Raw genomic sequence first — 26,193 nt, 5'->3', positions numbered from 1 at the left:
GATCGTGTCGAGCGGCTAAGTTTGACCAACCCAGGAAGCAGAGGCCCGATCCATGACATCCCGCGCATCCTCAACCGGCTCCGTTTGCCCGATCACCGGAAAACCCATGTCGAGCCACGATTCCATCGTGCTCGATCATCTCCACCCCGCGCTCGTGGACCGGCTGCGGCGGGACCATCCGGACCTCGCTCCCGATGCCCGCATCAGTCGGTCGGCGGCGGACCGGTACCGCATGCTGTACGTGGAAGATCTCCTGCGGCAGGAGCGTGGCGAACTTTCCGATCTCGACCGGGACGTCGCGCGCAGTCTCGCCGAAGGCCTGGTGGTGTCGACCAATACCGAGCTGAGCTACGACGAAAAACGAACGCTGGGCGAGCGCCTATCCGACGGGCTCTCGACTTTCGGCGGGAGCTGGCCGTTTCTCATTCTATTCGGGATCGGGCTCGGGGTCTGGATCGCCATCAACACCATCGCCCAGCAAGAGGCCTTCGATCCTTATCCGTATATCCTTCTCAATCTGATCCTCTCGTGCGTCGCCGCCGTCCAGGCGCCGATCATCATGATGAGCCAGAGGCGTCAGGAATCGAAGGATCGCCTGCGCTCCCTCAACGATTACCGAGTGAATCTCAAGGCCGAACTAGAAATCCGGCATCTCCACGACAAGCTCGATCATCTCATCACGCGTCAATGGGAACGGTTGGCGGAGATCCAGCAGTTGCAGATCGAACTGCTGCAGGAGCGGCGTTGATTTCGGGGCCGCGCAGCGCCCGCAAGGCATTCAGGATCACCGCCACGTCGATCACCTCCTGGATCAGCGCGCCCTGCACCGGGGTGAGGTAACCCAGCATGGCGACGATCATGCCGAGAACCGAAAGTCCGATGCCCACATAGATGCTTTGCAGTGCGATGCGTCGGGACCAGCGAGCCGCGGTGATGGCGGGCAGGATCCTGTCCAGTTCGTCCACCAGCAACACCACGTCGGCTGCTTCCGCGGATGCGGCGGCGCCTTTCGCCCCCATGGCGACGCCGAGATCGGCCGCCGCGAGCGCCGGCGCGTCGTTGACCCCGTCCCCGATCATCATGACGGTGCCGTGCCGCCGTTCGGCCTGCACGATGGCGATCTTCTGTTCGGGCGAAAGGTCGGCCCGCACTTCGTCGAACCCCAGGCCGGCCGTCACGGCGTCGGCGACGTCCTTGCGGTCGCCGGATGCGAGCACGATCCGCGCAATTCCCAATCCGCGCAGACTATCGATCACCTTTTCGGCCCCTTCCCGCAGCCCGTCAGACAGCACCAGAAACCCGGCCGGGCGTTCGTCGACCGCGATTGCCACCACCACCGATCCCACCGGATAGCGATCGGCCACGAACGCCCCCCTCATGGCGGGGATTTGCGCAGCCACATAGCCGACCCCGCCCACGACCACGCGAAATCCGTCCACCGTCCCGGAAAGTCCGTCACCCGGCGCCTCGACCACGTTCACAGGGAGATGAAGATCGATTCCCTGCCCCCGGGCCTCCGCCACCAACGCACGGGCGATCACATGCTTGGAGGCCTGATCGAGCGAGGCCGCGAGCTGAAGCAGCCGTCCCGGCTCGAACTCCGCCACCGGCCGAATTTCGGTCAGGCGGGCTTCGCCATGGGTGAGGGTGCCGGTCTTGTCGATCACCAGCACGCGCACGCGCGCCAGGGTCTCGAGAGCCTTGCCGCCCTTGACCAGCACCCCTGATCGAGCGGCGCGGGACACGCCAGACACGATGGCGACAGGCACCGCGAGAATCAGCGGGCAAGGCGTGGCAATCACCAGCACGGCCAGCGCCCGGATGGGATCGCCGCTCCACAGCCAAGCGAATGTCGCGAGCGCAACCGTGAACGCCAGGAACACGATGGCGAATCGGTCGGCCAGCCGCGACATGGGGGCTTTCGAGCGTTGGGCCGCCTCGATCAGGCGTACGATTCCCGCAAAGGTGCTCTCTGCCGCACGATGGGTCGCGGTCAGGTCGAAGACCTCGCCCACATTGGTCACGCCGCTCATCACAGGCTCGCCCGCATTCCTTTGCACGGGCAGGGATTCGCCGGTCAGGGCGGATTGATCGAGCACCGCGACGGCGTCTTCGGCCACGACGCCGTCCACCGGCACCACGTCTCCCTGCCGCACGAGCAGGCGCTCGCCCGGCAAGATGGAATCGAGCGGCACTTCCTCGAGCCTGCCATCCCGGTAACGCATGGCCGTCCGCGGCACGCGTCCCAGGAGGGCGGTCATCTCGCGGTTGGCGCGACGCTCGGCAAAGCTCTCGAGATATTGTCCCCCGGCATACATCAGCGCCACGACGACGGCCGCGAGATGTTCGCCGAATACGAGCGCGCCCGTCATCGACAAGGCCGCCACGATATCGAGGCCCACATCCCCACGTCTCAGGGTTGCGACGATTTCGACCAGCAGTGCGGCCAGAACCGGCACGCTCGCGGCCATCCAAAGGACTCCGGACAACTGGTCGTAGCCGGCGACTCGCGCGACGAAGCCTGCCGCCAAGCCGAGCGCTGGAATCATCACGAGCACGGGGCGAACGAGCCTGTGCAACCCCCCTAACGAGAAGGCGCCGCGTTCCGGAGCAAACGACTTCGCAGACGGAAAGCTGGAATTGTCGAGACCGGACATCGGGGCACCGAGCGAGGGACGTAGGAGAGATGCGCTTTCCGCCGATGCGGCGCAAGCTACGGCGTGATGGCCACCTTGAGGACGCCGTCGCGCTGGTGGGCAAACAGGTCATAGGCGTCCTCGATCTGGTCGAGCTTGAAGCGATGGGTGACCAACGGCCGCGTGTCGACGCGGCCCGAAGAGATCGCGCTCATCAGCCGACGCATACGCTCCTTGCCGCCGGGGCAAAGCGTCGTGCGGATGGTATGATCGCCAAGGCCGGCGAGGAAGCCGTCGAGCGGTATTTTGAGGTCCGCCGAGTAGACCCCCAGGGAGGACAGAGTTCCGCCGGGCCGAAGGACGCGCAGGGCAGCCTCGAATGTGGCCTGCTTGCCCAGCGCCTCGATGGCGACGTCGACGCCTCGTCCATCCGTGAGCCGCATGATCTCCGCCACCGGATCGACGTTCGCAAAATCCACCACATGGTCTGCGCCCATGCGACGGGACATTTCCGCGCGCGCCGGCACGCTCTCGACCGCGATGATGGTGGTGGCCCCCATGAGTTTCGCGCCGGCTGTCGCACAAAGTCCGATGGGACCCTGGGCGAAGACCGCCACGATGTCGCCGATGCGGATGCGCCCGCTCTCGGCTCCGGAGAAGCCGGTCGACATGATGTCGGGACACATGAGCACCTGCTCGTCCGTGAGCCCATCCGGAACGGCAGCCAGATTGGTCATGGCGTCGGGAACCAGCAGAAATTCCGCCTGAGCTCCGTCGATGGTGTTGCCGAAGCGCCAGCCTCCGAGCGGCTTCCAGCCATGCTTCGTGCCCGCGCCGTCCTGGGAGTGGCAGCCGCAGAGACAGGCCTCGCTGTAGCCGCTCGGCGAAATGGCCCCCGCGATGACCTTCTGGCCCTCATGATAGCCGCGCACGGCGGAACCAAGTTTCTCGATGATGCCGACCGGTTCGTGACCGATCGTCAGGCCGCGGGCGACCGGATACTCGCCCTTGAGAATATGGATGTCCGTGCCACAGATCGTCGTGGTGGTGATGCGAATGAGCGCATCGAGCGGTCCGACATCGGGAATCGGCTTCTCGTCAAGAACGATGCGCCCCGGCTCGACGAAAATCGCAACTTTCATTTTGGACATCGTGATTTCTCCCAGATCCTGCAGGTCAACGTTGGTGTGATCAATATTCGATCGCGGCGAAGAAAATCGCGAAGAGACCGTCGGCGACAATCACCATGAAGATCGACTTGACCACCGACGCGGTCACGTGACGCCCGAGGGACTCCGCCGAACCGGCGACCGCGAAACCTTCGACGGTTGCGATCATTCCGATGATGAGAGCCATGAAGGGGGCCTTGAGAATGCCGACCATAAAGGTATTGAGTTCGACCGCGTCCTGCAATCGTGACATGAACACCCGCGGACTCATGTCATCGTAGAGCCACGCTATGAGACCGCCGCCGAAGAGCGCCGAGATGTCCGAGATGAAGGTCAGCATCGGGAGAGCGATCACCAGCGCGAGCAGACGCGGGATGATGAGCACCTCCATCGGATCGAGGCCCATCACGCGGATGGCGTCGATTTCCTCGCGCATTTTCATGGAGCCGAGTTCGGCCGTGAACGAGGAGCCGGAGCGACCGGCGAGCATGATCGCCGTCAGGAGAACGCCGAGTTCACGAAGCGTGAGGATGCCCACGAGATCAACGACGAACGTGGCGGCGCCGAATTTGCGGAGCTGGAATATTCCCTGCTGGGCGATGATGCCGCCGACGAGAAATGAAATCAGCGCGATGATGGGGACGCCGTGCAGAGCGACCCGATCGAGCTGGGCTACAAGCGCTGTTCCGCGCAGGCGGCGCGGGTGGAGAAATAATCCGCCCACTGCCGTGACGAACTCCCCGAGAAACGATAATCCACTGACGACGTCGCGTTCGATGCCAACCACGTTGCGGCCGACGGTTTCCAGGGCTTCTGTCACCTCGTTCTCGTCGGTCTCTCGGGTCGACACGACCTCGTATTGATCGACTTCATCGATGAGGATGCGATGCTCTTCGGTGCCCCCGGACAACAACACGGTGCGACCCTCGGCGAGCAACGCGTGACGCGTTCGATCCAGAAGCCACGCCGCGGCGGTGTCGAGGCGCGCGATGCCCGAGAGATCGATGGTGATCTGAGGCAGGCTCCGGGCCCGCTCTGCGAGGTCCGCCATCAGGGTCTCCATGGTGGCGGCGTGCTCGGCTACCCATGCGCCGGCAAGGCGGACGGTGAGCCCCTGCGGGCCTTGGTCGAAGCCACAGCTAGGCGGCGCAGAGGTCCCGGTGATGGAAGCGAAGTCGGGATTCACAAGGTCCTCCCGCCTTCGCGGCAGCCCATGCACGCGGCCTGAGGCTTGTCATTGACGCATGGCGAATCCATCGTGGCCTCCGCGAACCCGGCCCGAAGTATGGGGCAAAAGTCGCCGCGGTTCTTGACGTAGCGCAATGAATGCGCGCTCCGGCGATCGCTAGACCGGGCCGCGCTCGGTCACGGGAGGGGCTACCTCCGCCAGGGGTGCTCCGGCATCGCGCGATTTCGGCTCGCGCCACGCCACCAGCCGGTAGAACATCGGGATGAAGAAGGTGGCGACGAAGGTCGCAACCAGCATGCCGCCGATGACGCCGGTTCCGATGGAATGCCGGCTGGCGGACCCTGCGCCGCTGCTGATGGCCAGCGGAACGACACCGAGAATGAAGGCGAGCGAGGTCATGATGATCGGACGGAAACGCAGTCGCGCCGCTTCCACCGCCGCTTCGAGCGCGCTTGCTCCCTCCTGCCGCTTCAACACGGCGAATTCCACGATCAGGATGGCGTTCTTCGCCGCGAGGCCCACGAGGGTGACCAATCCGATCTGGAAATAGACGTCGTTCGTCAGCCCGCGCAGCCAGATGGCAAGCAGCGCTCCGAGTAGTGCGAACGGCACCGCCAGCACCACCGCCAGCGGCAAGGTCCATTTCTCGTATTGGGCGGCCAGGATCAGGAACACCATGACGATGCCGAACACCATCGCCTGCGTACCGGAGCCGCCCGCCTCCAGTTCCTGATAGGCAGACCCCGTCCAGGCAATCTGGAACCCCTGCGGAAGCATCTCGCGGGCGACCTGCTGCATGGCCGCGATAGCTTCGCCGGAGGTGTATCCCGATGCGGGATTGCCGGTGATCTTGGCCGCCGCGAAAGCGTTGAACCGTTCGAGCTGATCGGGGCCGATCATGCGCTCTGTGGTGACCAGCGCGCTTAGAGGTATCATGCTGCCGGTATTAGACCGCACGAAGACCTGGCGCAGATCCTTGGGCGCCTGACGGAAGGCTGCTTCCGATTGCAGCGTCACGCGGTAGTTGCGTCCGAAAAGAGTGAAATCGTTGACGTAGAGGCTCCCGAACGTGCTCTGCATTGCCTCGAAAACTGAACTGATCGGCACCCCTAGCGCCTTTGCGGTGTCACGATTGAGATCGATCCGGTATTGCGGCACGTTGGTGTCGAAGGTGGTGCGAACACCCGCGAGTTCGGGACGTTTCGCGGCAGCCTCGACGTACGCGGCGGTAGTCGCCGCCAAGGATCCCACGCCGCCTCCGGTCCGGTCCTGCAGGTAGAGCTCGAACCCGCCGGTGGTGCTCAGTCCCATGATGGGCGGTGGATTGAAAAACAGCGTCAGCGCATCCTTGATGCCCGCATTCATGCCCATGAACGGGCCCGGGAGATTTCGGGCATCGACGTCCGGCGTGGTGCGCAGATTCCAGTCTTTCAAGGTCACGAATGTCGTGCCGGCGCTTGGCTTGAGCCCACCCGACAAAAGATCGAAGCCGGCGATGGCGAAAACGTTCTCGACAGCCGGATGCTTCTGGAGATTCGCCGAGGATTGATCCATGGCGGCGATGGTGCGGTGGAGCGAGGCCGCCGGCGGCAGCACGGTGGCGCCGATGAGAAAGCCCTGGTCCTCGTCGGGAACGAGCGAGCCCGGAATGGTTCGGAAGAGGATCCCGGTTGCGGCGAGAATGCCGACGAAGATCAACAGGCCGATGACGAAACGTCGGGCGAAGAAGCGCACGCCGCTCGTATAGCCGGCGCTCAGCCGGTCGAAATTGCGATTGAAGATCCGGAACGGAAGCCACGGCTCCTGATGGCCGGGTTTGAGGATGAGGGCGCAGAGCGCCGGCGTGAGGGTGAGGGCGACGATGCCCGAGATGATAACCGACATGGCGATGGTGACGGCGAATTGCTGGTACATGTTGCCGGCGAGCCCGCCCATGAACGACACGGGGATGAACACGGCGCAGAGCACCAGCACGATGGCGATGACCGGCCCCGTCACTTCTCCCATCGCCTTGATGGCGGCCTCGCGTGGCGGGAGTTTGTCGGTCTCCATGATGCGCTCGACGTTCTCGAGAACCACGATGGCGTCGTCCACCACGATGCCGATGGCGAGCACGAGGCCGAACAGGGTCAGAAGATTGATGGAAAAGCCGAGGAGATACATGCCGGCGAATGTCCCGACGATCGATATCGGCACCGCGACGACCGGAATCAGCGTGGCACGCCAGTTCTGCAGGAACAGAAAGACCACCAGGACCACCAGGATGATGGCCTCGACGAAGGTGTGGATCACCTCCTCGATCGACACCTTGATGAATTTGGTCGTGTCATAGGGGATGTCGTAGGTCAGCCCAGGGGGGAAACCGGGTCGAAGTTCATCCAGCCGCGCATTGACCGCATCCATGGTGTTCAGCGCGTTTGCGCCCGCCTGCAGGTAGATCGCAATCGGCACCGCCGGCGTGCTGTTGAGCTTGCTGTCGGTCGAATAGCTTGCGGCGCCCAATTCCACACGCGCTACGTCCTTGAGTCGCAGGGCCGCGGCGTCCTGCGTCGAGCGCAGGATGATGTTGCCGAACGCATCCGCGTCGGCGAGGCGTCCCTGCGTGGTCGCCGAATATGTGAAGGACGTCGAGGGATCGTTGGGCGTGTCGCCGAACCGGCCGGCGGCGAATTGCGCGTTCTGTTCGCGAATCGCTATGGCCACGTCGGTGGGCGTGAGAGAAAACTGCGCAAGTTTATCGGGGCGCAGCCATATCCGCATCGAATAATCGAGCTGGCCAAGGATTGAGGCGTCACCGACGCCGGGGACGCGCTTGAGTTCGTCCACCACGTTCAGAAGGGCGTAGTTGCCCACATAGGTGGTGTCGTAGCGCCCATCCTTGGCGAACATCGCCACCATGCCCAGGATCGAGGTGGACCTTTGTTCGACCGTAACCCCGAGCCGTGTGACTTCCTGTGGCAATGTCGGCGTGGCGCGCTGCACACGGTTGTTGACATTGATGGTCGCCTGGTCGGGATTTGTCCCGAGCGCGAAGGTCACGGTCAGCTGCATCTCGCCGCTGCTGGAATTCGACGATTGCATGTAGATCATGCCCTCGACGCCGTTGATCTGCTGCTCCAACGGCGCCGCCACCGTCTGGGCGATGGTCTCGGCATTGGCGCCCGGATAGCTGGCGCTGACGACCACCTGCGGGGGCGTCAGTTCCGGGTATTGCGCGATCGGCAGCACGCCCATCGCGACGATGCCCGCCAGAACGATGACGATGGAAATGACAGCTGCGAAAACCGGCCGGTCGACGAAAAACCGGTTCATGGCCTTGTGCCTCCGGCGACGGCCGCGCTGACTTTCACGGCAGAGCCCGGACGCACCTTGATCAGGCCTTCCGTAATGAGTTTATCGCCCGGCTTCAGCCCGGACTCGACCACCCAACCGTCCGCGACCTCCCGCCCGAGGACAATCGGCCTGATTTCGGCCTTGCTCTCGCTCCCGAGCGTGTAGACGAAGGTGCCCTGCGGGCCTTGCGACACCGCAGCCCGCGGCACCACCACGGCGCTTGCAAGCGTGATGCCCGTCACCACCGCCCGCACGAACAGACCCGGCAGAAGGCGACGCTCCGGGTTGGCGACAACGCCGCGGAGACGCAACGTACCGGTCTCGGGGTCGAGACCGCTGGACAGAAAGTCGATGATGCCGATCTCACTGTATTGGATCCCATCGCCGAACAGGATCTTGAGCCTGATGATGTCCGCGGCCTTGTCCCATTGTCCTTGAGATTCGAGCAGCGCGCGGGCCGCCGAGAACTCGCTCTCGTTCACCGAGAAATTGATATAGGCCGGATCGTCCTGCGTGATCCGCGTGAGGAGTCCAGCGTCGCCCGCGGTGCTGATGAGGCTTCCTTCGGGGACACGCTCCAGACTCGTCCTGCCGCCGATGGGCGCCGTCACCCGTGTGAAATCGACTTGAAGCTGCGCGGCCATGACCTGCGCCTTGGCGCCCGCCACGATGGCGCTTGCGAGTTCCTGTGCCGACAGCGCGTCGTCACGCGCCTTTTCGGTGCCGGAGCCGGTGGCGAACAGGCGCGTCATGCGGTCGGCCTCGCGTGAGGCTTGCGAGAGTTGCGCATCGGCCTGCTGCAACTGGGCCTGGGCCTTTGCAAGCTCGGCCTTGTAGACGGCGGGATCGATCTCAAACAGGACGTCGCCCGCTTTTACCTCCGCGCCTTCCACGAAGTTCCGCTTCAACAGGATGCCACCCACCTGCGCCCGGACCTGAACTTCGCGCGAGGCCGCGACTCTGGCGGCATATTCGAAGCTCAGCGGAACAGGTCCCGCCTTCACCTCCACCACGGAAACCTCCGGCGGCGGCATGGAGCCGGGCCCGCCCTGTGCGCAGGGTCCGTCGGAGCCGGTGACCAAAGCCAATGCAATCGCAAAGAGGAGGAAAGCGTTACGGCACGAGGCGAGGTGCTTGGGCATCTGTCCTGAACTCCGGATCGCGGCGAGGGCGTTCACCATCAAACGATCATAAGGACGGACGTACAAGTCACCTTCAGGTCGGCGCATCGGGAAAGACATCCCGACCTGAGATATTCTTTCTGAAGCGAAGCTGCGATCAGGCGAGCGCTGGGCGGCTGTCGAACCCCAGAGCTCTCTCCAGCGCCTGGCTCGCCCGCATGACGAGGGGCTCGGCGAAGCGGGGCCCGATGACCTGAAGGCCGATCGGAAGGCCGGTCGAGGAGAGCCCGCAGGGTAACGAAGCCGCGGGCTGTCCCGTCAGGTTGAACGGAACCGTGTAGGGAACCGCGACCTGCCAGCGGTCGTAATCCGGTCCATTGTAAAGAATATCGGCGACCGGGGCCGTGACCCGCGTGGTCGCAGTCAGCAGGAGCGGATAGCGACGGTGGAAGCGGGCCATCTGTTCCGTCAATTTCGCCCGGGCGATTTCGGCACGGTTCAATGCTTCGCCGCTGACATTCAATCCCGCTTCCGCGAGTTCGCGGAACCCGGGATCGACGAGATCCCATTGCTCGCGCGGGACATCGCGTAAGCGCGCAGCGAACCCGGCGCGCCAATGCTCCTCGAAGATCGGACGCAGCGGATCGAGAAGCGGACCGACATCTTCAACCTCGGCGCCGAGGTCGCGGGCAAGCTCCACCGCGGCGCGGACCGCGCGCGCCACCTCGTCGCTCGGCTCGATTCCCTGAAGCGCCGGCGAATAGCCGATCCTCAGGCCCTCGATGCCGCCCTCAAGATTATCCAGCCAATCCGGCGCAGGCGGCGGTACGGCATAATAATCCCGATCGTCCGGTCGCACGAGCACGCGCAGCATGGCGGCCGCATCGGCGACCGAGCGGGTGATGGGGCCACTGGAGGCGAGCGTGCAGAACAGGCCTGACTGGGCGTGCGGAACGCGTCCGAACGTGGGCTTGATGCCGAACATTCCGCACAGGCTCGCGGGAATGCGGATCGAGCCGCCGCCGTCATTACCGAGTGCGAGGGAGCCGACACCGGCGGCAAGCGCCGCCGCCGCGCCGCCGCTCGAACCGCCCGGCGAATGCGCGGTGTTCCAGGGGTTGCGGGTGATGCCGCGCAACGCGCTGTCGGTGATGCCCTTCCAGGCGAATTCCGGCGTCGTGGTCTTGCCGATGAAAACCGCTCCGGCTTCGCGCAGACGCGCAACGCTCGGCACATCTTCGGCGACGGGTCGGTCCGAAACGGTGAGCGAACCGAACCGCGTCGGCAGGCCGGCGATGTCGAAGTTGTCCTTGATCGTCACGGGAACGCCATCGAGCGAGCCGATGGGGGAATCCGCCCGCCACCGCGCCTCAGAAGCGCGCGCCTGTTCGCGCGCGAGATCAGGCGTGATGAGTTGAAAGGCCGAAAGCTTCCCATCGATGATTTCGGCGCGCGCAAGGTGCGCTTCGGCAACCTCTACCGGCGAGAGCGACTTGCTGCGATAGCGCGCCGTAAGCTCCGCGACGGGGAGCGTCAGTATGTCCGCACTCATGCTGGTTCAACCCCGCACCAATCGGCGACGAACAGCGCCATTGTCTTCGTGACCTTGCGCAGCGAATCGAGCTCGACGCCCTCGTTGAACCCGTGCATCTGATCGGCCTTGGCGCCGAAGCAGAGGCTCGGAATGCCGTGGTCGAGACCATAAAAGCGCGTGTCGGTGAGGCCGGTGAACGTCGCGTCCGCCAGCTCCCCGCCGAAGATTGAGCCATAGGCCTGCCGCAGCACGGCCTCGGGCTCTTCGGCTCCGGAGAGCTCGAAACCGTCCGACAAGAAGCCGGACCAGACGACCTCCGGCGGGCTGTCGGCGAGAAACGCATGCTTGCGCGACGCCTCCGCCACGCAGGCAAGGATCTCCGCTTGGCAATCGGAAACCTTCCAGCCAGGAAGAATCGCGATCCGGCAATCGACATCGCACCAGGCCGGAACGCTGGAGGCCCATTCGCCGCCCTTGATCATGCCGGGATTGAAGTTGATCGGATGGGTGAGGGCGCTGAAGTAGCGGTCGCTGGCGGCGCGGCGGTTCCACTCTTCCTCCAGGCCTTCGAGGGCCTGCACGAGATGGTACGCGGCCTTGATGGCGTTGGAGCCCGACCCGGCCTGCGCCACATGCGCCGGCCGGCCCCGCACCTTGAGGCGAAACCAGATGACGCCAACCTGGGAGCGGATGAGCCGGCCGTCGGTCGGTTCGGGAATCAGGCAGCAATCGGCCCGATAGCCGCGCTGGAGGGTGGAGAGCGCGCCGACGCCCGTGCTCTCCTCCTCGATGACCGATTGCAGATGGATGCGCGCTGTCGGCTTCAATCCGGCAAAACGCAACGCGTCGAGGGCATAAAGCGCCGCGATGGTGCCCGACTTCATGTCGCCGGCGCCGCGGCCGTAGAGCCAGCCGTTCCTGACGGTGGGCTGGAACGGCGGCGTGTCCCACATGTCGAGGGGACCGGCCGGAACAACATCACAATGTCCCTGCAGGATCAGCGACTTGCCGACCGTGTTTGCCGGTCGATAGGTGCCGACCACCGAGCGCGCACGGGAAAAATCATGTTCGATCGGACCGTAGCCTGGCAGATCCTTCACGTCGTCGATCTCGATCTTCCAATCGTCCACCTCGTAGCCGCGCCGGTTGAGCAGATCGGCCATCATATCCTGGCACGGACCCTCGGCGCCCCGGGTGCTCGGAATCGCGACGAAATCCATCGTGGTGGCGATCTGCTCGTCGAAATGCGAATCGACCGCATCACTGATGCGGCGGGAAATATCGGGATCGACCATGATGTGTCCGGCTCCTTCTTGAGAGGTGGCGAACGCACCAGCGCGCCCGCACCGTTGACCTGTTCTGAATCTGCGCCCTTCGAGCTTTCCGCGGGCTCAGGGCGACGGCGCGCTCTTGCGACGGCGCAGCGATCCAAGTCTCATGCTGGCAAGACCCTTCGGCAGAAACATCACGATGGCGACGAGAAGCACGCCGTAGATGAGCATGCGGTACTCGCCGAAGCCACGAAGCCATTCGAGTCCGAAAGTGAGAATGAACGCGCCGATGGTGGGTCCGAGCAACCGGCCAATTCCGCCGATCAGCGTCATGGCGACAATCTGGATCATGATGTCGATGCCGAGCGCCGAACTCGGCGTCAGGATCAGCACGTAATGCGCGTAGAATGCACCGAGCACGCCCGCCAGCATGGAACTGAGGGCGAACACCATCGTCTTGTAGCGGGTGAGGTTGAGCCCGAGGCTTTCGGCGGCGATCTGCGAATCCCGGATTGCCCGAAGCCCGAACCCGAAGCGATTGCGCAGGATCCAGTAGGTCGCACCGATGATGAGCAGCCAGAGCAGCACCACGACGTAGAAATACGCAACCTTATGGGCCGCATCGAACACCACCGGCCCGATGAACGGCAGCGAGAACGACGTGAAGGGCGGGATGCCCCAGAGGCCCAGCTCGCCGCGGGTGAACTCGGTGAGGTTGGAACAGACGATGCGCACGATCTCGGCGAATGCCAGCGTGACGATGGCAATGTGCGGGATTGAGCGGATGCGCAGCACGGGGAGCGAAATCAGGCATCCCAAAGCCGCCGACATGACACCCGCGATCCACATCGTGACCCAAGGGCTCAGGCCGAGTTTCATGCTCATGAGAGCCGAGCCATAGGCACCGAGACCGAAGAACGCCTGATGGCCAAAGGTGAAAATCCCCGCGTAGCCGTTGATCAGGTTCCAGCTCGACGCAAGCGCACCGAACAGGAGGGCGAGAATGCAGATGTGCAGGAAATAGGCCTCCTGTGTCACCAGCGGCACGACGGCGAACAGGGCCGCGATGCCGATGAGCACGAAGAGGTTGTTGAGGGGTTTCTTGTTCTCGGGCGTGGTCATGATTTTCAGGATTCCTTCACACCGAACAGGCCCCATGGACGGAACCACAGGATGAAGATCAGGACGGTGAACGAGATGACCTCGCGCCATTGCGACGACCAGGTGATAACGCCGAGTGTCTCGACGATACCGATGATGATTCCGCCCAGGATGGCGCCCGGGAAGCTACCCAATCCGCCGAGCACCACAACGACAAATCCCTTCAACATCAGGGGCGCGCCCATCCATGGGCTGATGGAATTGATGCTTGCCAGCATGGTGGCCGCAAGGCCCGCGAGCGCAGCCGCGATTCCAAACGTGATCGTGAAGACCCGGTAGACGTTGACGCCATAGAGCATCGCGGCGTCGCGATCCATGGCGGTGGCGCGCAGGGCCATGCCGAAACGTGTGCGGCGCAGCAGATACCACATGACCACCATCGCAAAAATCGCGACCGCGAGGATCAGCAAGCGCTGATACGACAGCCTCATTCCGACGATATCGATGGTGCCGTTGATGAAGTAGGGTACGGTCTTGAAACGCTCGCCCCAGATATGAAGAGCGGCGTTCTGCAGGAAGATCGAGACGCCGAGGGTCGCGACGAGGGTGCTGAACTCCCATTGCGGCCGGCCGAGCAGCGGGTGCACCGACAGGCGCTGCACGGCAAGGCCGACGAGGAAGACGAGCGAGATCGAGATGGGCACCGCGAGCGCGGGGGGAAGGCCAAGGGACGAGATGAGCAGGAAGAACAGGTATCCGCCCAGCATATAGAACTCGCCATGGGCGAAATTCAGCATCCGCATCGTTCCCCAGATCAATGTCAGCCCGCTCGCAACGAGGGCGTACATGGATCCCAGAACGATACCGTTGATGATTTGCTCGGCAAAGAGCGGCAGCGGCATTGAAAACATGGTTCGGTTCTCTTTCTGCAGGCTCGCTCAGAGGCCCAGATAGGCTTCGCGCACGGCGTCGTCATTCATGAGAGCGGAGGCGTCGCCGGACTTCACGATACGGCCGTTCTCCATCAGGTAGGCGCGTTGCGCAGTCTCCAGGGCGAGCTGTGCGCTCTGCTCCACGAGGACGATGCCCACGCCGTCGGCGTTGATCTCACGAATGGTCTTGAACACCGTCTCGATGATCTTGGGCGCGAGACCAAGCGAAGGCTCGTCGAGGAGCAGAAGCCGTGGCCGAGCCATCAGCGCGCGCCCGATCGCAGCCATCTGCTGTTCGCCGCCCGACATCGTGCCGGCAAGCTGGTCGCGCCGCTCGGCCAGCCGCGGGAACAGGGTATAGACGCGCTCCAGGTCGACCTTTCCATCCGCCACGTTGTTGCGGTGATAGGCGCCCATCATGAGATTTTCCTGCACGCTCATTTCGCGAAACAGTCGGCGCCCCTCGGGAACATGCGCGATGCCGCTGGAAACCACCGACCAGGCAGTGGCGGAGGCGAGGTCGCGGCCGTCATATTGCAGGCTGCCGTTGCGTGGCTTTACCAGACCCGAGATGGTGCGAAGCACGGTCGTCTTGCCGGCACCATTCGAGCCGATGATGGCGACGATCTCGCCGGGCTCCACCACAAGGTCGATATCGAAGAGAGCCTGGGCGTCACCGTAGAAGGCCGATACGCCGCTGAGTTCAAGCCGAGACATGCGTCGCCCCCCCGAGATAAGCTTCGATGACGGCTTCGTTCTGGGTGATCTCCGCGGGAGAACCCTCGGCAATCAGCTCGCCGTGGTGCAGGACGATGATTCGATCGGCGAGGCCCATGACGGCTCGCATCACGTGCTCGATCATGATGATGGTGACGCCAGACGCGCGCACCTCCCGGATCGTTTCCATGATCTCGGTAATCTCGTTCGGCCGCAGGCCGCCCATCACCTCGTCGAGCAGAAGAAGCGTCGGCTTTGTCGCGAGCGCGCGCGCCAGTTCGAGCTTCTTGCGCGCGCCCAGCGGCAGCGATGCCGATTCCTCGGATGCCCAGCGTTCAAGACCTACGCGGCTGAGTATGTGTGAGGCCTCATCCTCCAGAGGGCGGGCGTGTTCGCCCGCACCGAAATGCAGCGCCACCATGACGTTCTCGAACACCGTCATCTGCGAAAAGGGCTGCGGAATTTGGAAGGTGCGTGCAATGCCGAGATGGCAGCGCTGATCCGGGCGAAGGCCGGTGATATCTTTCGAGCGGAAGGTGATCGTTCCGCTCGTCGGTTGTTCCTTGCCGGCGATGACGTGGAACAGCGTGGTCTTTCCGGCGCCGTTTGGTCCGATCAGCCCCAGAATCTCGCCTTCCGACACGCCGAACGACACGTCCTTGAGGGCGACGACGCCGCCGAAGACCTTTCGGACGCTCTTGGTTTCGAGAAGAGGAATATTCGTCATGCTGCTGATGCCTGGTTCCGTCGGACGGACGCGGTTTAACGAAAGAAACGGGAGAGGCGTTCTGGCCTCTCCCGTTTCTGTTGGCGCGTTTAGCGCAGGTTCGGCTGGCTTTGGTACTTGCCGGCGGCACGTGCCTCCGGCCAGATCACCACATTCTTGCCGCCCTGGATTTGCGCGGCCGGAACCGGGATGAAATCCGCACCGGATTTCGCCGTGTGGTTCTTCTGGTCGAACGCCCAGGTGCCGTGCACGCCCTTGTAATTGGTCTTGCCGATCGCATCCGAGATCTTCGTCGCGTCGCGCGAGCCGGCGGACTCGATCGCGCCGAGCGCGACATTGAGAATGCCGTGACCGAACGCATGGTCGGAGGAGCCTGCGGTTTTGAACTTGTCCTTGATCAGCTTGTCGAACGCGGCGTGCTCCTTGTTCGATTCCACATCATACTGCATCGGCACCCACACGAGGCCTTCGGCGGCGGCTCCGGCTTGGTCGAAGAACTCGGAACGCAGCGGGTAGTAGACGCCCAGATGCAGGGCGCTCACGCCAAGCTCCTGGAATTGCTTGACGAGTCCGGCCCCCGAATTCACCGAGGTAAAGATCGAAACCAGCACATCCGGCTGCAGCGAACGCATCTTGGTGAGCTGCGGGTAGAAATCGGCATGTCCGAGCGGCACGGTTTCAAGCGCGACGACATTCCAGCCTTCCTTCTTGAAGAGGTCGGCGGTGATTTGAGCGTTCGAGCGCCCGTAATCCGTGTCTTCCACGACGAACGCGATTGTGTTCTTCTTCGGCTTGAAGTTGCCGCCAGCAGCGATGCTCTTGTAGACGTCGCGCAACGCTTCGCCATAGGCCTCGCTGTTGAAGTCGCCCTTCCAGAACAGCTTGTATTTCTCCGGGTCGGCCTCGACCTTCTTCGAAATCTCGGTGCTGACCGGCTCGCCGCTGAGGATCGGCAGCTTGAACTGGGAGGCGAGCTCCATCAGCGCAATGGTGACGGAGCTGTGGAACGCCTCGCCGATCAGCAGGTCGATCTTGTCGCGGTTGATCATCTTCTGGGCGGCGCTGACGCCGACTTCCGGACGCGACTGGGAATCCTCGAAGATCACCGTGATGGGTGTCTTCTGGCCGTCGATGGTGACGCCGCCCTTGGCGTTCCATTCCTCGGCGGCAAGCTCCATACCCTGGCGCAGGGAAATGCCCGAATTCGCCGCGGGACCCGTGAGGGGCGCCACCACGCCGATCTTCACGGGCTCCGCCGCATAGCCTGGTAATGCCGCAAAGCACAGGGCGCTCATCCCGGCCGCGAGCATCAAGGCTCGCCTGTGTAGTGTTGTCGCTACTCGCATAACTTCCCTCCGTTGCAACTGTGTATGGCGGCATGGAGCCGCTTCTCGTCGTCCGAGGCAGGGCCGCGAAGCCAAGCTCCGCGACAGCGCGAGATCCACACGCGGATCTCGCGAGATCATTAACGCCGTAGCGCAAACAGCGCGGAGGACCACACGGTCCTGCATCGGCGCTTCATGGAGCGTGTCAGGCTGCCAGCGACTTCTCGAGCAACCCGAGTCCCTCGTCGATAATGGCGTCCGACGCCGTCAGCGGAACGAGAATGCGGATCGTGTTGGCGTTTGTGCCGCAGGACAAGAGCACGAGACCATTCTCAAAAGCGCTTTTCGTGACGCGGCTTGTTGCGGCCGCATCCGGCGCGTCGGATCCGCGCTCTTTGACGATGTCGAACGCGATCATGGCGCCGGGGCCGCGGATCGCTGCGATCGGCAGCAGATCGTTGCGCCGCTGCAACGCTTCGAGGCCTGCCTTCAGGCGCTGGCCGATGGCGTTCGAGCGGTCGAGAAGCTTCTCTTCCTCGAAGACGTCGAGAACGGCGAGCGCGGCGACGCACGACAGCGGGTTGCCCGCATAGGTGCCACCGAGACCGCCGGGCTCTGCCGCATCCATGATCGGCGCACGGCCGATGACACCCGAGAGCGGGAAGCCGCCCGCGAGGCTCTTGGCCACGCAGATCATGTCCGCCGAGACATCGTAATGTTCCATCGCGAACATCTTGCCGGTGCGGCCGAAACCGGTCTGCACTTCGTCCGCGATGAGGATGATGCCATGCTCGTCGCAGATGCGGCGCAACGCCCGCATCAGTTCGACCGGCGCCGCGTGAAACCCGCCTTCGCCCTGAACCGGCTCGATGATGATGGCCGCGACGCGCGACGGGTCGATGTCGGCCTTGAAGAGAAACGACAGATACTTAAGCGAATCCTCGACCGTCACGTCATGCTGCGGCACCGGGAAGGGCACATGCCAGACTTCCGGAACCGAAGGGCCGAGACCCTTCTTGTAGGGGTTGACCTTGCCCGTCATGCTCATCGCCATGATCGTGCGGCCATGGAACCCGCCCGTGAAGGCGATGACGCCCGAACGGCCGGTCGCGGCACGCGCGATCTTGATGGCGTTCTCGGTCGCCTCGGCGCCGGTCGTAAAGAGGCTTGCCTTGGCGGCTCCCGAGATCGGCGCGAGCGCGTTGAGGCGCTCGGCAAGCTCGATATAGGGCTCGTACATCATGACCTGGAAGCAGGTATGGGTGAAGCAATCGAGCTGCTTGCGAACCGCTTCCATGATGCGCGGATGACAATGTCCGGTGTTGAGAACCGCGATGCCACCGCCGAAATCGACGTAGCGCTTGCCCTCGACATCCCAGATTTCAGAATTGAGAGCGCGGGCGGCCGAGATGGGCGACGCGTTTCCGACGCCGCGAACCACCGCGGCCTGTCTCCGCGCGAAAAGATCTGCATTAGTGGTCATCGGTCCGCTCCACGTGTTCAGTGCAATGTGGCGACAGCTTCGCGACAAGCACCCGGGTTAACAACTGCTTAGTTTGCGTCGGAACGGTGCTTTTTAGGCACCGGTGCCCTCCGCGCAAATCGAGAGTTCGTGCAACCACGCCCGCAACGCAACCATCGTGGGCTCGTCCCAGCGCGGCGCAGGCGCGACGAGATAGTATCCGCACAGGCGGATGTCCGACGGCACGACTTCGATCAGGGCGCCGCTTTTCAGATCATCCTCCACCAGCATCTCGTTGGCCAGCGCGACGCCCTGTCCGAGGCGCGCCGCTTCGATGGCGAGATGCGCATGCCAGAGTCGCGGACCGCTGAGCGCCTGTGGGACAGGGATGCCCGCAAGGTCGAGCCACCGGCCCCATTGATCGGTCGAATCTTCGTGAATCAAAGGCAGTCGCAAGAGATCCGGAATGGTCTCGATCCCCGCATAGCGGGCCATGAAGGTGGGGCTTGCGACGGGAAAGACCCGGGGCCGCGCAAGAAGTTCGGCCCGAACGCGCTCATTGCTTTCGACCTCGTCCAGATAGACGACCTCCGCATCCGCCTCGCCGCGCGAAAGATCCGAGCGGGCAAGGGTGGGGTGCAACATGATTTCCCAGTCGGGGAGCCGCGCCTCCAATGCCGGCAGGCGCGACAGCAACCGGCGATTGGCGAGACCCGGGAAGCACCAGATTGCAAGGCTGCGTCGGGCGGTGGGACGCAGATCCGCGGTCGCCCGCGCGATGGCGTCGAACGCACGGCCGATCTGAGCGTGATAGCGCGCGCCCTCGGCGGTGAGGACGAGCCCGCGACCACGGGCTTCGACAAGCTTGACGCCAAGCCAATCTTCGAGGTTGCGAAGATGCCGCGACACGACCGTATGGCTGACCGCCAGTTCGTCGCCGGCGGCACGGATGCTTTGCCGTCGGCCGACCGCGTCGAAGGCGCGCAGAGCGACAAGAGGGGGAAGCCGCGCGTTTTTCACGCCTCAGACGGGTCTGTCATCGGACGCCACTTCATTTCATGCCGCCTCAACTCCACACCACTCGGCGACGAACAACGCCATCGCGGTGGTGATGCGTTTGATGGACGCAATGCTGGCGCGCTCGTCGAATCCATGGATGTTCTGCGAGCTCGGACCGTAGCAAAGCGCCGGAATCTTATCGTAAAGCGCATAGACGCGCGCGTCGAGATAGCCTGCCGTCATGAACGTTTCGAGCGGCTTGCCGGTGGCGGCCTCGTGGGCGCGGCCAAGCACGGATTCGGCCTCGGAGCCGGGCGCCAGCACGTAACCCTCGGTGTGAAAACCGTTGAAGGTCACCAGCGGGGGATTGTTGGCAAAATAGGCATCCGACCGCGCGAACGCGCCGAGACGGTCGCGGATTTCCTGGGCGGCCTGTTCGGCCGAGGTGCCGGGATAAATGGCGATCCGGCAATCAAGCCGGCACCAGCAGGGGACTGACGAGGCCCAGTCGCCACCCTCGATCTTGCCCACGTTGAGGTTGATGGGGTGGGCTTCGTTCTCGAAATGCTCGCGCCCCGCCTTGCGGGTGTTCCACTCCTCTTCCATCCGGCGTAGTTCGGCGATGACGCGGTAGGCTGCGTCGATGGCGTTGGCGCCCGCTCCCATCTCACGCACGTGCACCGGATGACCGCGAACCTCGACCTGGAACCACACCACGCCCACATTGGCGCGAACCAACATTTCCTCTTCCGGTTCGGGAATGAGAACCGCGTCCGCCTTGTAGCCGCGCAGATGGGTCATGAGTGCGCCGTTTCCGGTGGATTCTTCCTCCACGACGGACTGGACATAAACCGTCGCCGCCGGTTGCAGGCCAATGCGGCGCAAGGCGTCCATCGCGAAAATATTCGCCGCGTGGCCCACTTTCATGTCGGCTCCACCGCGACCGTAGATCCAATCCCCGTCGATCACCGGGTCGAACGGGGCATGCGTCCACATCTCGGCAGGTCCGGTGGGGACCACGTCCACGTGAGCCTGAAGAATGAGCGAGCGACCGGCCTCCGTCCGCGGGCGATGAATCCCGACGACGATCGGCGCTTCCGAATGCTCCTCAGACCAGGGCGATCCACCCGGGTGACTTTCGATGGCGGCGCGATCCATCTCGAACCGGTCCATCACGTAGCCACGGTCGGACAGCTGGCGAAATACGAAATCCTGCACGGTGTGTTCGGCGCCACGCACGGACGGGAAACGGATCATCTCCTGCGTGAAGGCCAGCTGATCGGCAAAGCCCGCCTCGACGGAGGCGATGATTTTGTCACGGAGGTCGGCGTCCAGGGTCATGGGCTTGCTCGCATCAGACGGGTACAGGATTACGGTGAGGAAGCGAGTATTTGCAAGGGGTCCGACTTGTGTCAAGGTATGACTGCCTGTGTCATTGGATGGCACTCAGAGGAGTTTCCGGACCGGTGGTAGACGAAGCCGACATGCTCCCTCGGTTTCCCGGGAAGCCCGGAGTGCCGGAGGTGCGCGCCGTCGCGCGGGCAGTCGCATTGTTGCGCGCCTTTGCGCCCGATCGACCGCGCCTGACATTGACAGAGCTTGCCCAGGCGACCGCCCTCGACAAGGGAACCACCCGCCGCCTCCTCCACACGCTGATCGTGACGGGCGTCGTCGGTTTCGATGCGCGCGCACAGCATTACATGCTCGACCCCACCATTCTGGAGATTGCCTCCGCGGTGCAGGTGGGATCCGACCTGCGTGAAATTGCGTCAGCCATCCTCGGGGAGGTCGCGGAGGCAACGGCTACATCCGCGTTCCTCTGGATTCCCCACGAGAGCGCGGCTTTGTGCGTCGATCGCGTCCGTGCCCCGCGGCTGCATATCGACACCACCTGGTTCGCCGTCGGTGCGCGCGCGGCGCTCAATTGCGGTGCCGGTCCTCGGATCGTGCTCGCCTTTATCGACGATGAGGAACGCGAGCGAAGCCTCGCGGCCGAAATGCCCCGGCGGACGGCGTTCAGCGAAACTTCGCCCGCAAAACTGCGGAAAGCCGCGAAAACCATTCGTCAAAGAGGGTGGGAACTGGCAAAGGACGATTTCTATGTCGGCCTCGCGGCGCTCGGCGTGCCCATTTTGGACCGCAGCGGAGTATTCGCCGGATCACTCAGCATCACCGGCCTCACTGCCGATATCGTGGCGAATGCCGCGACACGGCATCTCAAGGTACTCAAAGACGCAGCCGAACGGATCGGGACCAGGCTGCAGACCCATCATACGGAAGTCGATCGACGACAGGGGAGGAAACCATGAATGCGACCAGCAGCACATCGGGTGCGGCGGTTGGGGTAAAGGCGATGATGCCCCGCGTTGTCGGCGTGTCGCCTGAACACCGCGACGTCTGGGAGAAGCTGTATGCCGGCTACGCGGAATTTTACCGCGTCACGCAGACACCCGAAATGCGTGCGACCGTCTGGACATGGCTGCAGGATCCCGCACATGAGGTAGAGGGGTTCGTTGCCCTCGACCAGAACGATCGACCCATTGGCCTTGCTCACTTTCGAGCCTTCGCGCGTCCGCTGGCCGCGACGACGGGTGGCTTTCTGGATGACCTGTTCGTGGCGCCCGATGCGCGCGGTTCCGGCGCCGCGCAGGCGCTGATCGACGCCGTCGTCGAAGTCGGCCGCGGTCGGGGCTGGACGGTTGTCCGCTGGATTACCGCCGACGACAATTATCGTGCCCGCTCGGCCTATGATCGCATCGCGGACCGCACGAAATGGCTCACCTACGAGATCAAGACGCCTTGAAAATCGAAGCGCGTGCATCCCGACCTGCCCTGTCAGCCGCCTATTACAAGGCGGCGATCCCTCTCCTTGCGCTGCTCTGGGGATTCAATTGGCCCGCGGTGAAGATCGTGCTGAGCGAGATCAGCCCTTGGGCGTTTCGCGCAAGCGCCATGAGCCTCGGCGGCGCCCTGCTCGCGGCGGTCGCCATTATGCGTGGCGACTCGCTTGCTGTAAGGCGCGACCATTGGGCGCGACTGATCGGCGCCGGATTTCTCTCGATCGCGGCCTTCAATATTCTGCTGACATTCGCACAACTTTCCGGCCCCACGTCGCGAGCCGCAATCGTGACATTCACGATGCCGATCTGGACCGTCGTCTTTGCGCGCTTCCTGTTGGGCGAGAAATTCGACCGGCGACGATGCCTCGGGCTTGCGCTCGGGGCGGGCGGATTGGTGGCACTCGGGTGGCCGTTGCTGCGGAGTGGTGAGCTCACGACCGGAGTGTTGCTGTCACTGGCGGCGGGAATTTGCTGGGCTCTCGGCACCATCGTCAGCAAACGATTTCCCGTCGCGGCGCCGCCCCTCACCATCGCCACTTGGCAAATCCTCGTCGGCGCCGTCTGCGCCACGTGCGGCATGCTCGCGTTCGAGGGTGTGCCTCTGCCGCATGCGCTTCAGACGGCCACGATCATGGCGTTCCTCTACCACGTGCTTCTGTCACAGGCGCTTGCCTATCTTCTCTGGTTCGCCATCCTGGCGCGTATTCCGGCCGGCACTGCGAGCCTTGGAACGTTGATGGTTCCTCCGGTCGGGGTTTACGGGGCGATGCTGCTGCTCGGTGAACAACCAACGCTGGCGGATTTCATCGGGCTCGTTCTGGTGATCGGCGCTGCCGCGACCGTACTCATCCCCGCTCGACGTTCAGGGCGAGCACTACCATGACGTTGCGCGAAATGCCGCCGGTCGACATCGCGTGCGCGATGTTGGGACCATCCCCCACCGAAACCGAAGAATACACCTGTCGGTTCTTTGTCACACGAGAGAAACATGGCTTTTCAATGCACGATCCCTGCTGTCCCGACAGTACAGCAAGACGACACGACCATTCGTATCACCCGATGGGATTTTCCGATTGGCGCGGTAACCGGCTGGCATCGGCACGAATGGCCCTATTTCGTCATCATGCTGACGGATGGAATACTCAGAATCCATGATGGTCAATCGGCGAGGGACGTGCCGCTCGTCGCCGGGCAATCCTATATGCGCTTTGCCGGCATCGAGCACGATGTCATGAACGGATCAGAGCACCCGATCGCGTTCGTCGAAATCGAGGTCAAGCAGCCGGAGGCTCTCTCGCAGGCCTCCGCCTGATTACTCGGTTTCCACGTCGCGGGTCTCGCCTAGCGACCCGCGACTTCCCTCAGGACCTCGTCGAGTGCGGTGAGGAATAGGTCGGCGTTGTCGTTCGAGAAAACGAGGGGCGGCCTGATCTTGAGCACGTTGGCAGCCGGTCCCGCCGCGCTGATCAGGATGCGACGGGCGCGAAGCCCGTTGACGACGCGGGCGGTTTCTTCCGTCGCAGGCTCGCGTGTACGCCGATCGCGCACCAACTCGGCGCCGACGAACAAGCCGGCTGCACGGATGTCGCCGATGATCGCGTGCGCCTTCGCCAATTCCTCGAGGCCGACGCGAAGACGGGCGCCGACTTTCGCGGCATTCTCGACAAGGTTTTCGTTTTCGATGACGTCCAGCACCGCCATTCCGACCGCCGCCGATACGGGATTTCCACCAAACGTGTTGAAATAGCGCAGATTCTGGCCGAACTCTGCCAAGATCTCCGGACGCGCCACCATGCCCGCCATGGGATGCCCGTTGCCCATCGGCTTTCCGAGTGTGACGATGTCGGGCACGATTCCGTGGCGCTGGAAACCCCACATCTGGCCGCCGGTCCGGCCAAATCCCGGCTGAACCTCGTCGGCGATGAAGAGCCCGCCGGCTTTGTGCATGACCGCGACGGCCTCCGTGAGGAAGCCGGGAGGATCGGTGAAAACGCCATCGCTTGAAAAAATCGTATCGACGATCAATCCCGCCGGCTTGATGCCGTTGGCACGCAAGTCGTCGATCGCGCGTTGCACATGACCAGCGAACAGCGCGCCGACATCCTGACTGCTGTTTCGATAGGCATCCGGCGCCGGCACCGTGCGAACGTGGTCGCCGAGCCTCATCGAGCTGCCAAGAGAAGGCGACATCTCGGCAATGGCGTTGGTGACGCCGTGATAGGCATATTGCGTGACGATGAAGCCGGTGCCGCCTGTATGTGCCTTGGCCACGCGAAACGCCAGATCGTTCGCCTCGCTGCCGGTGCAGGTGAACATCACGTGCCCGAGCGCGGAAGGAAAGTGGCCCAGTAACCGTTCGGCATAATCGAGCACGGAATCGTGCAGATACCGCGTATGGGTGTTGAGCGTGCCGGCCTGTCGGCAGAGCGCCTCGACCACGTGCGGATGGCAATGGCCGACCGACGCCACATTGTTGTAGACGTCGAGATAGGCATGTCCCTCGGGATCGTAGAGCCAGACGCCATCGCCGCGCACGACGTGAACGGGCTCGGTGTAGAAGAGCCGGTAGGCCGGGCCGAGAAGACGCCGCCGTCGCGCGATCATCTCCTGCTGTTGCACAGGCAGGTGACCCGCATTGGCGGGATCGTAGGCATTGATCATCGTCATATCGGTCGCTCCGCTTGGCAGGCCTTCCGCAGGTAGGCTTGCGCTTCCGTACGGCTCAACTCATTGCAACGTGCAAGACCGGCCCAAGCTTGGGGATTGTTGCGTAGGATATAGGTGGCATTCTCGGGATACCGCGCAGCCCGCCATCCGGTGATTGCGACGGTGAGAACCATGCGCGTCACGATGAGGTCGAAAAGGATGTCGAGCTCTTCTGGTTCCAGCGGCAGCACGCCGTGATAGGCAGCAATCATCTCGGCGGCTGTCTCGAGCGGATGGCCGTCTGGCGCGAGCTGATAAGCGGCCGCCACCGCCAGATTGTTGATGAGCGGCGCGTGGACCATGTCGCCGAAATCGATGATGCCGGCGATCCGGCTGTGGTCATCGGGCGACACCAGCACATTATGCGGGTTGAGATCGTTGTGAATCACCTGAGCGCGCAGATGTGGCAGCTTCGGTAAAGCGTGGACTTCGAAGGTGTCGAGATAGCGCTGGGCCAACGCGCGTCGCGCTTCGTCCTGAATATGAACGAGAAGGTCGCGCACGCGACTTGCATGTTTCAGGTCCCACATCAGTTCGTGGCCCGCGGCAGGGTGGAAGAAGCCGCGCATCGCAAGGTCCAGGCGCGCCGTCGCCATGCCCAGATTGCGTCTCAGCATGGGGGCGGCCGACACGCGGTGGAAAGGCACTCCCTGCAGGAACGAGAGAACGCGGACGACGCGCGGCGCCTCGTGTCCTCGCATCAACACCCATTCTGCAGCACCAGCCCGCGTCGGTACCAGGCGGGGCACGGGGAGACCCGGATCGACCTGTGCGATATGGAGGAGAGCGCGAGTCTGAAAGTCGATCACCTCTCTGCTTTCAGCCGGGTTGCTGACTTTCAATACATAATGCTCGTCGCCCACTTGCAGATGAAAGTTTCGATCACGTTCGCCTGTCAGCTCGGAGACACGCGCAGTGAGGCCGAAAACATCTCGTGCGATTCCGTCAACTTCGTCGAGCGAAAGTGCGGGCGAAACCGTGTCCAGAAGCGAAGCGATATCGGAGGTCTGCGTGGTTGTCATGGGAACTCCTCGGCGCTTTTGTCATGATGCATGATGCATCATTTTTACTCAAGAGATGCCGGTGTGATTCTTGAACCCAACGGGGCCGGGCGCGACGCGGATACATCGT

Annotated in this window: 22 protein-coding genes; 5 read left to right on the top strand and 17 right to left on the bottom strand. The window is 63.4% G+C overall.

Annotated elements, in window-relative coordinates:
- Positions 1-52: 52 nt before the first annotated feature.
- Positions 53-748 (top strand): DUF1003 domain-containing protein, encoded by a 696-nt coding sequence (locus AC1DVM_RS01565; protein WP_477251435.1) that lies wholly within the window; start codon positions 53-55, stop codon positions 746-748.
- Here AC1DVM_RS01565 and AC1DVM_RS01560 read toward each other — a convergent pair.
- From AC1DVM_RS01560 to AC1DVM_RS01490, 15 genes are all read right to left on the bottom strand, one after another.
- Complete coding sequence (locus tag AC1DVM_RS01560) at positions 678-2,657, bottom strand: heavy metal translocating P-type ATPase (RefSeq protein ID WP_477251433.1); 1,980 nt, start codon at positions 2,655-2,657, stop codon at positions 678-680. The genes AC1DVM_RS01565 and AC1DVM_RS01560 overlap by 71 nt on opposite strands.
- A 56-nt stretch (positions 2,658-2,713) precedes the next feature.
- A complete protein-coding gene (locus tag AC1DVM_RS01555; RefSeq protein ID WP_477251431.1) occupies positions 2,714-3,787 on the bottom strand; it encodes an NAD(P)-dependent alcohol dehydrogenase in 1,074 nt (357 codons plus the stop codon).
- Between the two features lie 40 nt (positions 3,788-3,827).
- A complete protein-coding gene (locus AC1DVM_RS01550) occupies positions 3,828-4,991 on the bottom strand; it encodes an ABC transporter permease (protein ID WP_477251429.1) in 1,164 nt (387 codons plus the stop codon).
- 159 nt (positions 4,992-5,150) lie between these two features.
- Entirely contained in the window at positions 5,151-8,306 is a 3,156-nt protein-coding gene (locus AC1DVM_RS01545; RefSeq protein WP_477251427.1) for an efflux RND transporter permease subunit, read from the bottom strand.
- Positions 8,303-9,469: an efflux RND transporter periplasmic adaptor subunit gene (locus AC1DVM_RS01540; RefSeq protein ID WP_477251425.1), complete on the bottom strand. Its 1,167-nt coding sequence runs from the start codon at positions 9,467-9,469 to the stop codon at positions 8,303-8,305. The genes AC1DVM_RS01545 and AC1DVM_RS01540 overlap by 4 nt, the downstream gene beginning before the upstream one ends.
- Positions 9,470-9,605: 136 nt before the next feature.
- A complete protein-coding gene (locus tag AC1DVM_RS01535; RefSeq protein ID WP_477251423.1) occupies positions 9,606-11,000 on the bottom strand; it encodes an amidase in 1,395 nt (464 codons plus the stop codon).
- Positions 10,997-12,277, bottom strand: a complete 1,281-nt coding sequence (locus AC1DVM_RS01530) for an ArgE/DapE family deacylase (RefSeq protein ID WP_477251421.1) — start codon at positions 12,275-12,277, stop codon at positions 10,997-10,999. Before AC1DVM_RS01530 ends, AC1DVM_RS01535 begins: the two co-directional genes overlap by 4 nt.
- A gap of 96 nt (positions 12,278-12,373) precedes the next feature.
- Complete coding sequence (locus AC1DVM_RS01525; RefSeq protein WP_477251420.1) at positions 12,374-13,375, bottom strand: branched-chain amino acid ABC transporter permease; 1,002 nt, start codon at positions 13,373-13,375, stop codon at positions 12,374-12,376.
- A 5-nt stretch (positions 13,376-13,380) separates the two neighbouring features.
- Positions 13,381-14,265 carry a branched-chain amino acid ABC transporter permease gene (locus AC1DVM_RS01520; protein ID WP_477251418.1) on the bottom strand — a complete coding sequence of 295 codons (885 nt, stop codon included), beginning with the start codon at positions 14,263-14,265 and terminating at the stop codon, positions 13,381-13,383.
- 27 nt (positions 14,266-14,292) lie between these two features.
- The gene (locus tag AC1DVM_RS01515) at positions 14,293-15,003 is read right to left on the bottom strand and encodes an ABC transporter ATP-binding protein (protein WP_477251416.1); all 711 of its coding nucleotides are present in this window, start codon (positions 15,001-15,003) and stop codon (positions 14,293-14,295) included.
- The gene (locus AC1DVM_RS01510) at positions 14,990-15,730 is read right to left on the bottom strand and encodes an ABC transporter ATP-binding protein (protein ID WP_477251414.1); all 741 of its coding nucleotides are present in this window, start codon (positions 15,728-15,730) and stop codon (positions 14,990-14,992) included. Before AC1DVM_RS01510 ends, AC1DVM_RS01515 begins: the two co-directional genes overlap by 14 nt.
- 89 nt (positions 15,731-15,819) lie before the next feature.
- Positions 15,820-17,076: an ABC transporter substrate-binding protein gene (locus AC1DVM_RS01505; protein WP_477251412.1), complete on the bottom strand. Its 1,257-nt coding sequence runs from the start codon at positions 17,074-17,076 to the stop codon at positions 15,820-15,822.
- Positions 17,077-17,260: 184 nt separating this feature from the next.
- Entirely contained in the window at positions 17,261-18,538 is a 1,278-nt protein-coding gene (gene gabT / locus AC1DVM_RS01500) for a 4-aminobutyrate--2-oxoglutarate transaminase (RefSeq protein WP_477251410.1), read from the bottom strand.
- Between the two features lie 93 nt (positions 18,539-18,631).
- Positions 18,632-19,537 carry a LysR substrate-binding domain-containing protein gene (locus tag AC1DVM_RS01495; protein ID WP_477251408.1) on the bottom strand — a complete coding sequence of 302 codons (906 nt, stop codon included), beginning with the start codon at positions 19,535-19,537 and terminating at the stop codon, positions 18,632-18,634.
- Between the two features lie 36 nt (positions 19,538-19,573).
- Positions 19,574-20,857: an ArgE/DapE family deacylase gene (locus tag AC1DVM_RS01490; protein WP_477251406.1), complete on the bottom strand. Its 1,284-nt coding sequence runs from the start codon at positions 20,855-20,857 to the stop codon at positions 19,574-19,576.
- A gap of 143 nt (positions 20,858-21,000) precedes the next feature.
- On the opposite strand from AC1DVM_RS01490, the gene AC1DVM_RS01485 reads away from it, so the two are divergent.
- The 4 genes from AC1DVM_RS01485 (at position 21,001) to AC1DVM_RS01470 (ending at position 23,668) form a co-directional block, all read left to right on the top strand.
- The gene (locus AC1DVM_RS01485; RefSeq protein WP_477251404.1) at positions 21,001-21,825 is read left to right on the top strand and encodes an IclR family transcriptional regulator; all 825 of its coding nucleotides are present in this window, start codon (positions 21,001-21,003) and stop codon (positions 21,823-21,825) included.
- Positions 21,822-22,319, top strand: coding sequence for a GNAT family N-acetyltransferase (locus tag AC1DVM_RS01480; RefSeq protein ID WP_477251402.1), 498 nt, complete (start codon positions 21,822-21,824; stop codon positions 22,317-22,319). Before AC1DVM_RS01485 ends, AC1DVM_RS01480 begins: the two co-directional genes overlap by 4 nt.
- A complete protein-coding gene (locus tag AC1DVM_RS01475; protein WP_477251400.1) occupies positions 22,316-23,239 on the top strand; it encodes a DMT family transporter in 924 nt (307 codons plus the stop codon). The genes AC1DVM_RS01480 and AC1DVM_RS01475 overlap by 4 nt, the downstream gene beginning before the upstream one ends.
- A gap of 105 nt (positions 23,240-23,344) precedes the next feature.
- The gene (locus tag AC1DVM_RS01470) at positions 23,345-23,668 is read left to right on the top strand and encodes a cupin domain-containing protein (RefSeq protein WP_477251398.1); all 324 of its coding nucleotides are present in this window, start codon (positions 23,345-23,347) and stop codon (positions 23,666-23,668) included.
- 29 nt (positions 23,669-23,697) lie between these two features.
- On the opposite strand, the gene AC1DVM_RS01465 is transcribed toward AC1DVM_RS01470, so the two are convergent.
- Positions 23,698-25,023 (bottom strand): aspartate aminotransferase family protein, encoded by a 1,326-nt coding sequence (locus AC1DVM_RS01465; RefSeq protein WP_477251397.1) that lies wholly within the window; start codon positions 25,021-25,023, stop codon positions 23,698-23,700.
- On the bottom strand, positions 25,020-26,084 hold the full coding sequence (locus AC1DVM_RS01460) for a phosphotransferase (protein ID WP_477251395.1): 1,065 nt from the start codon (positions 26,082-26,084) through the stop codon (positions 25,020-25,022). Before AC1DVM_RS01460 ends, AC1DVM_RS01465 begins: the two co-directional genes overlap by 4 nt.
- Positions 26,085-26,193: the final 109 nt, after the last annotated feature.

The sequence above is a fragment of the Microvirga sp. P4_A5 genome (assembly GCF_056402495.1).
Note: the sequence above shows the minus strand (reverse complement) of the source record. Positions and strands in the feature narration are given on the sequence as shown.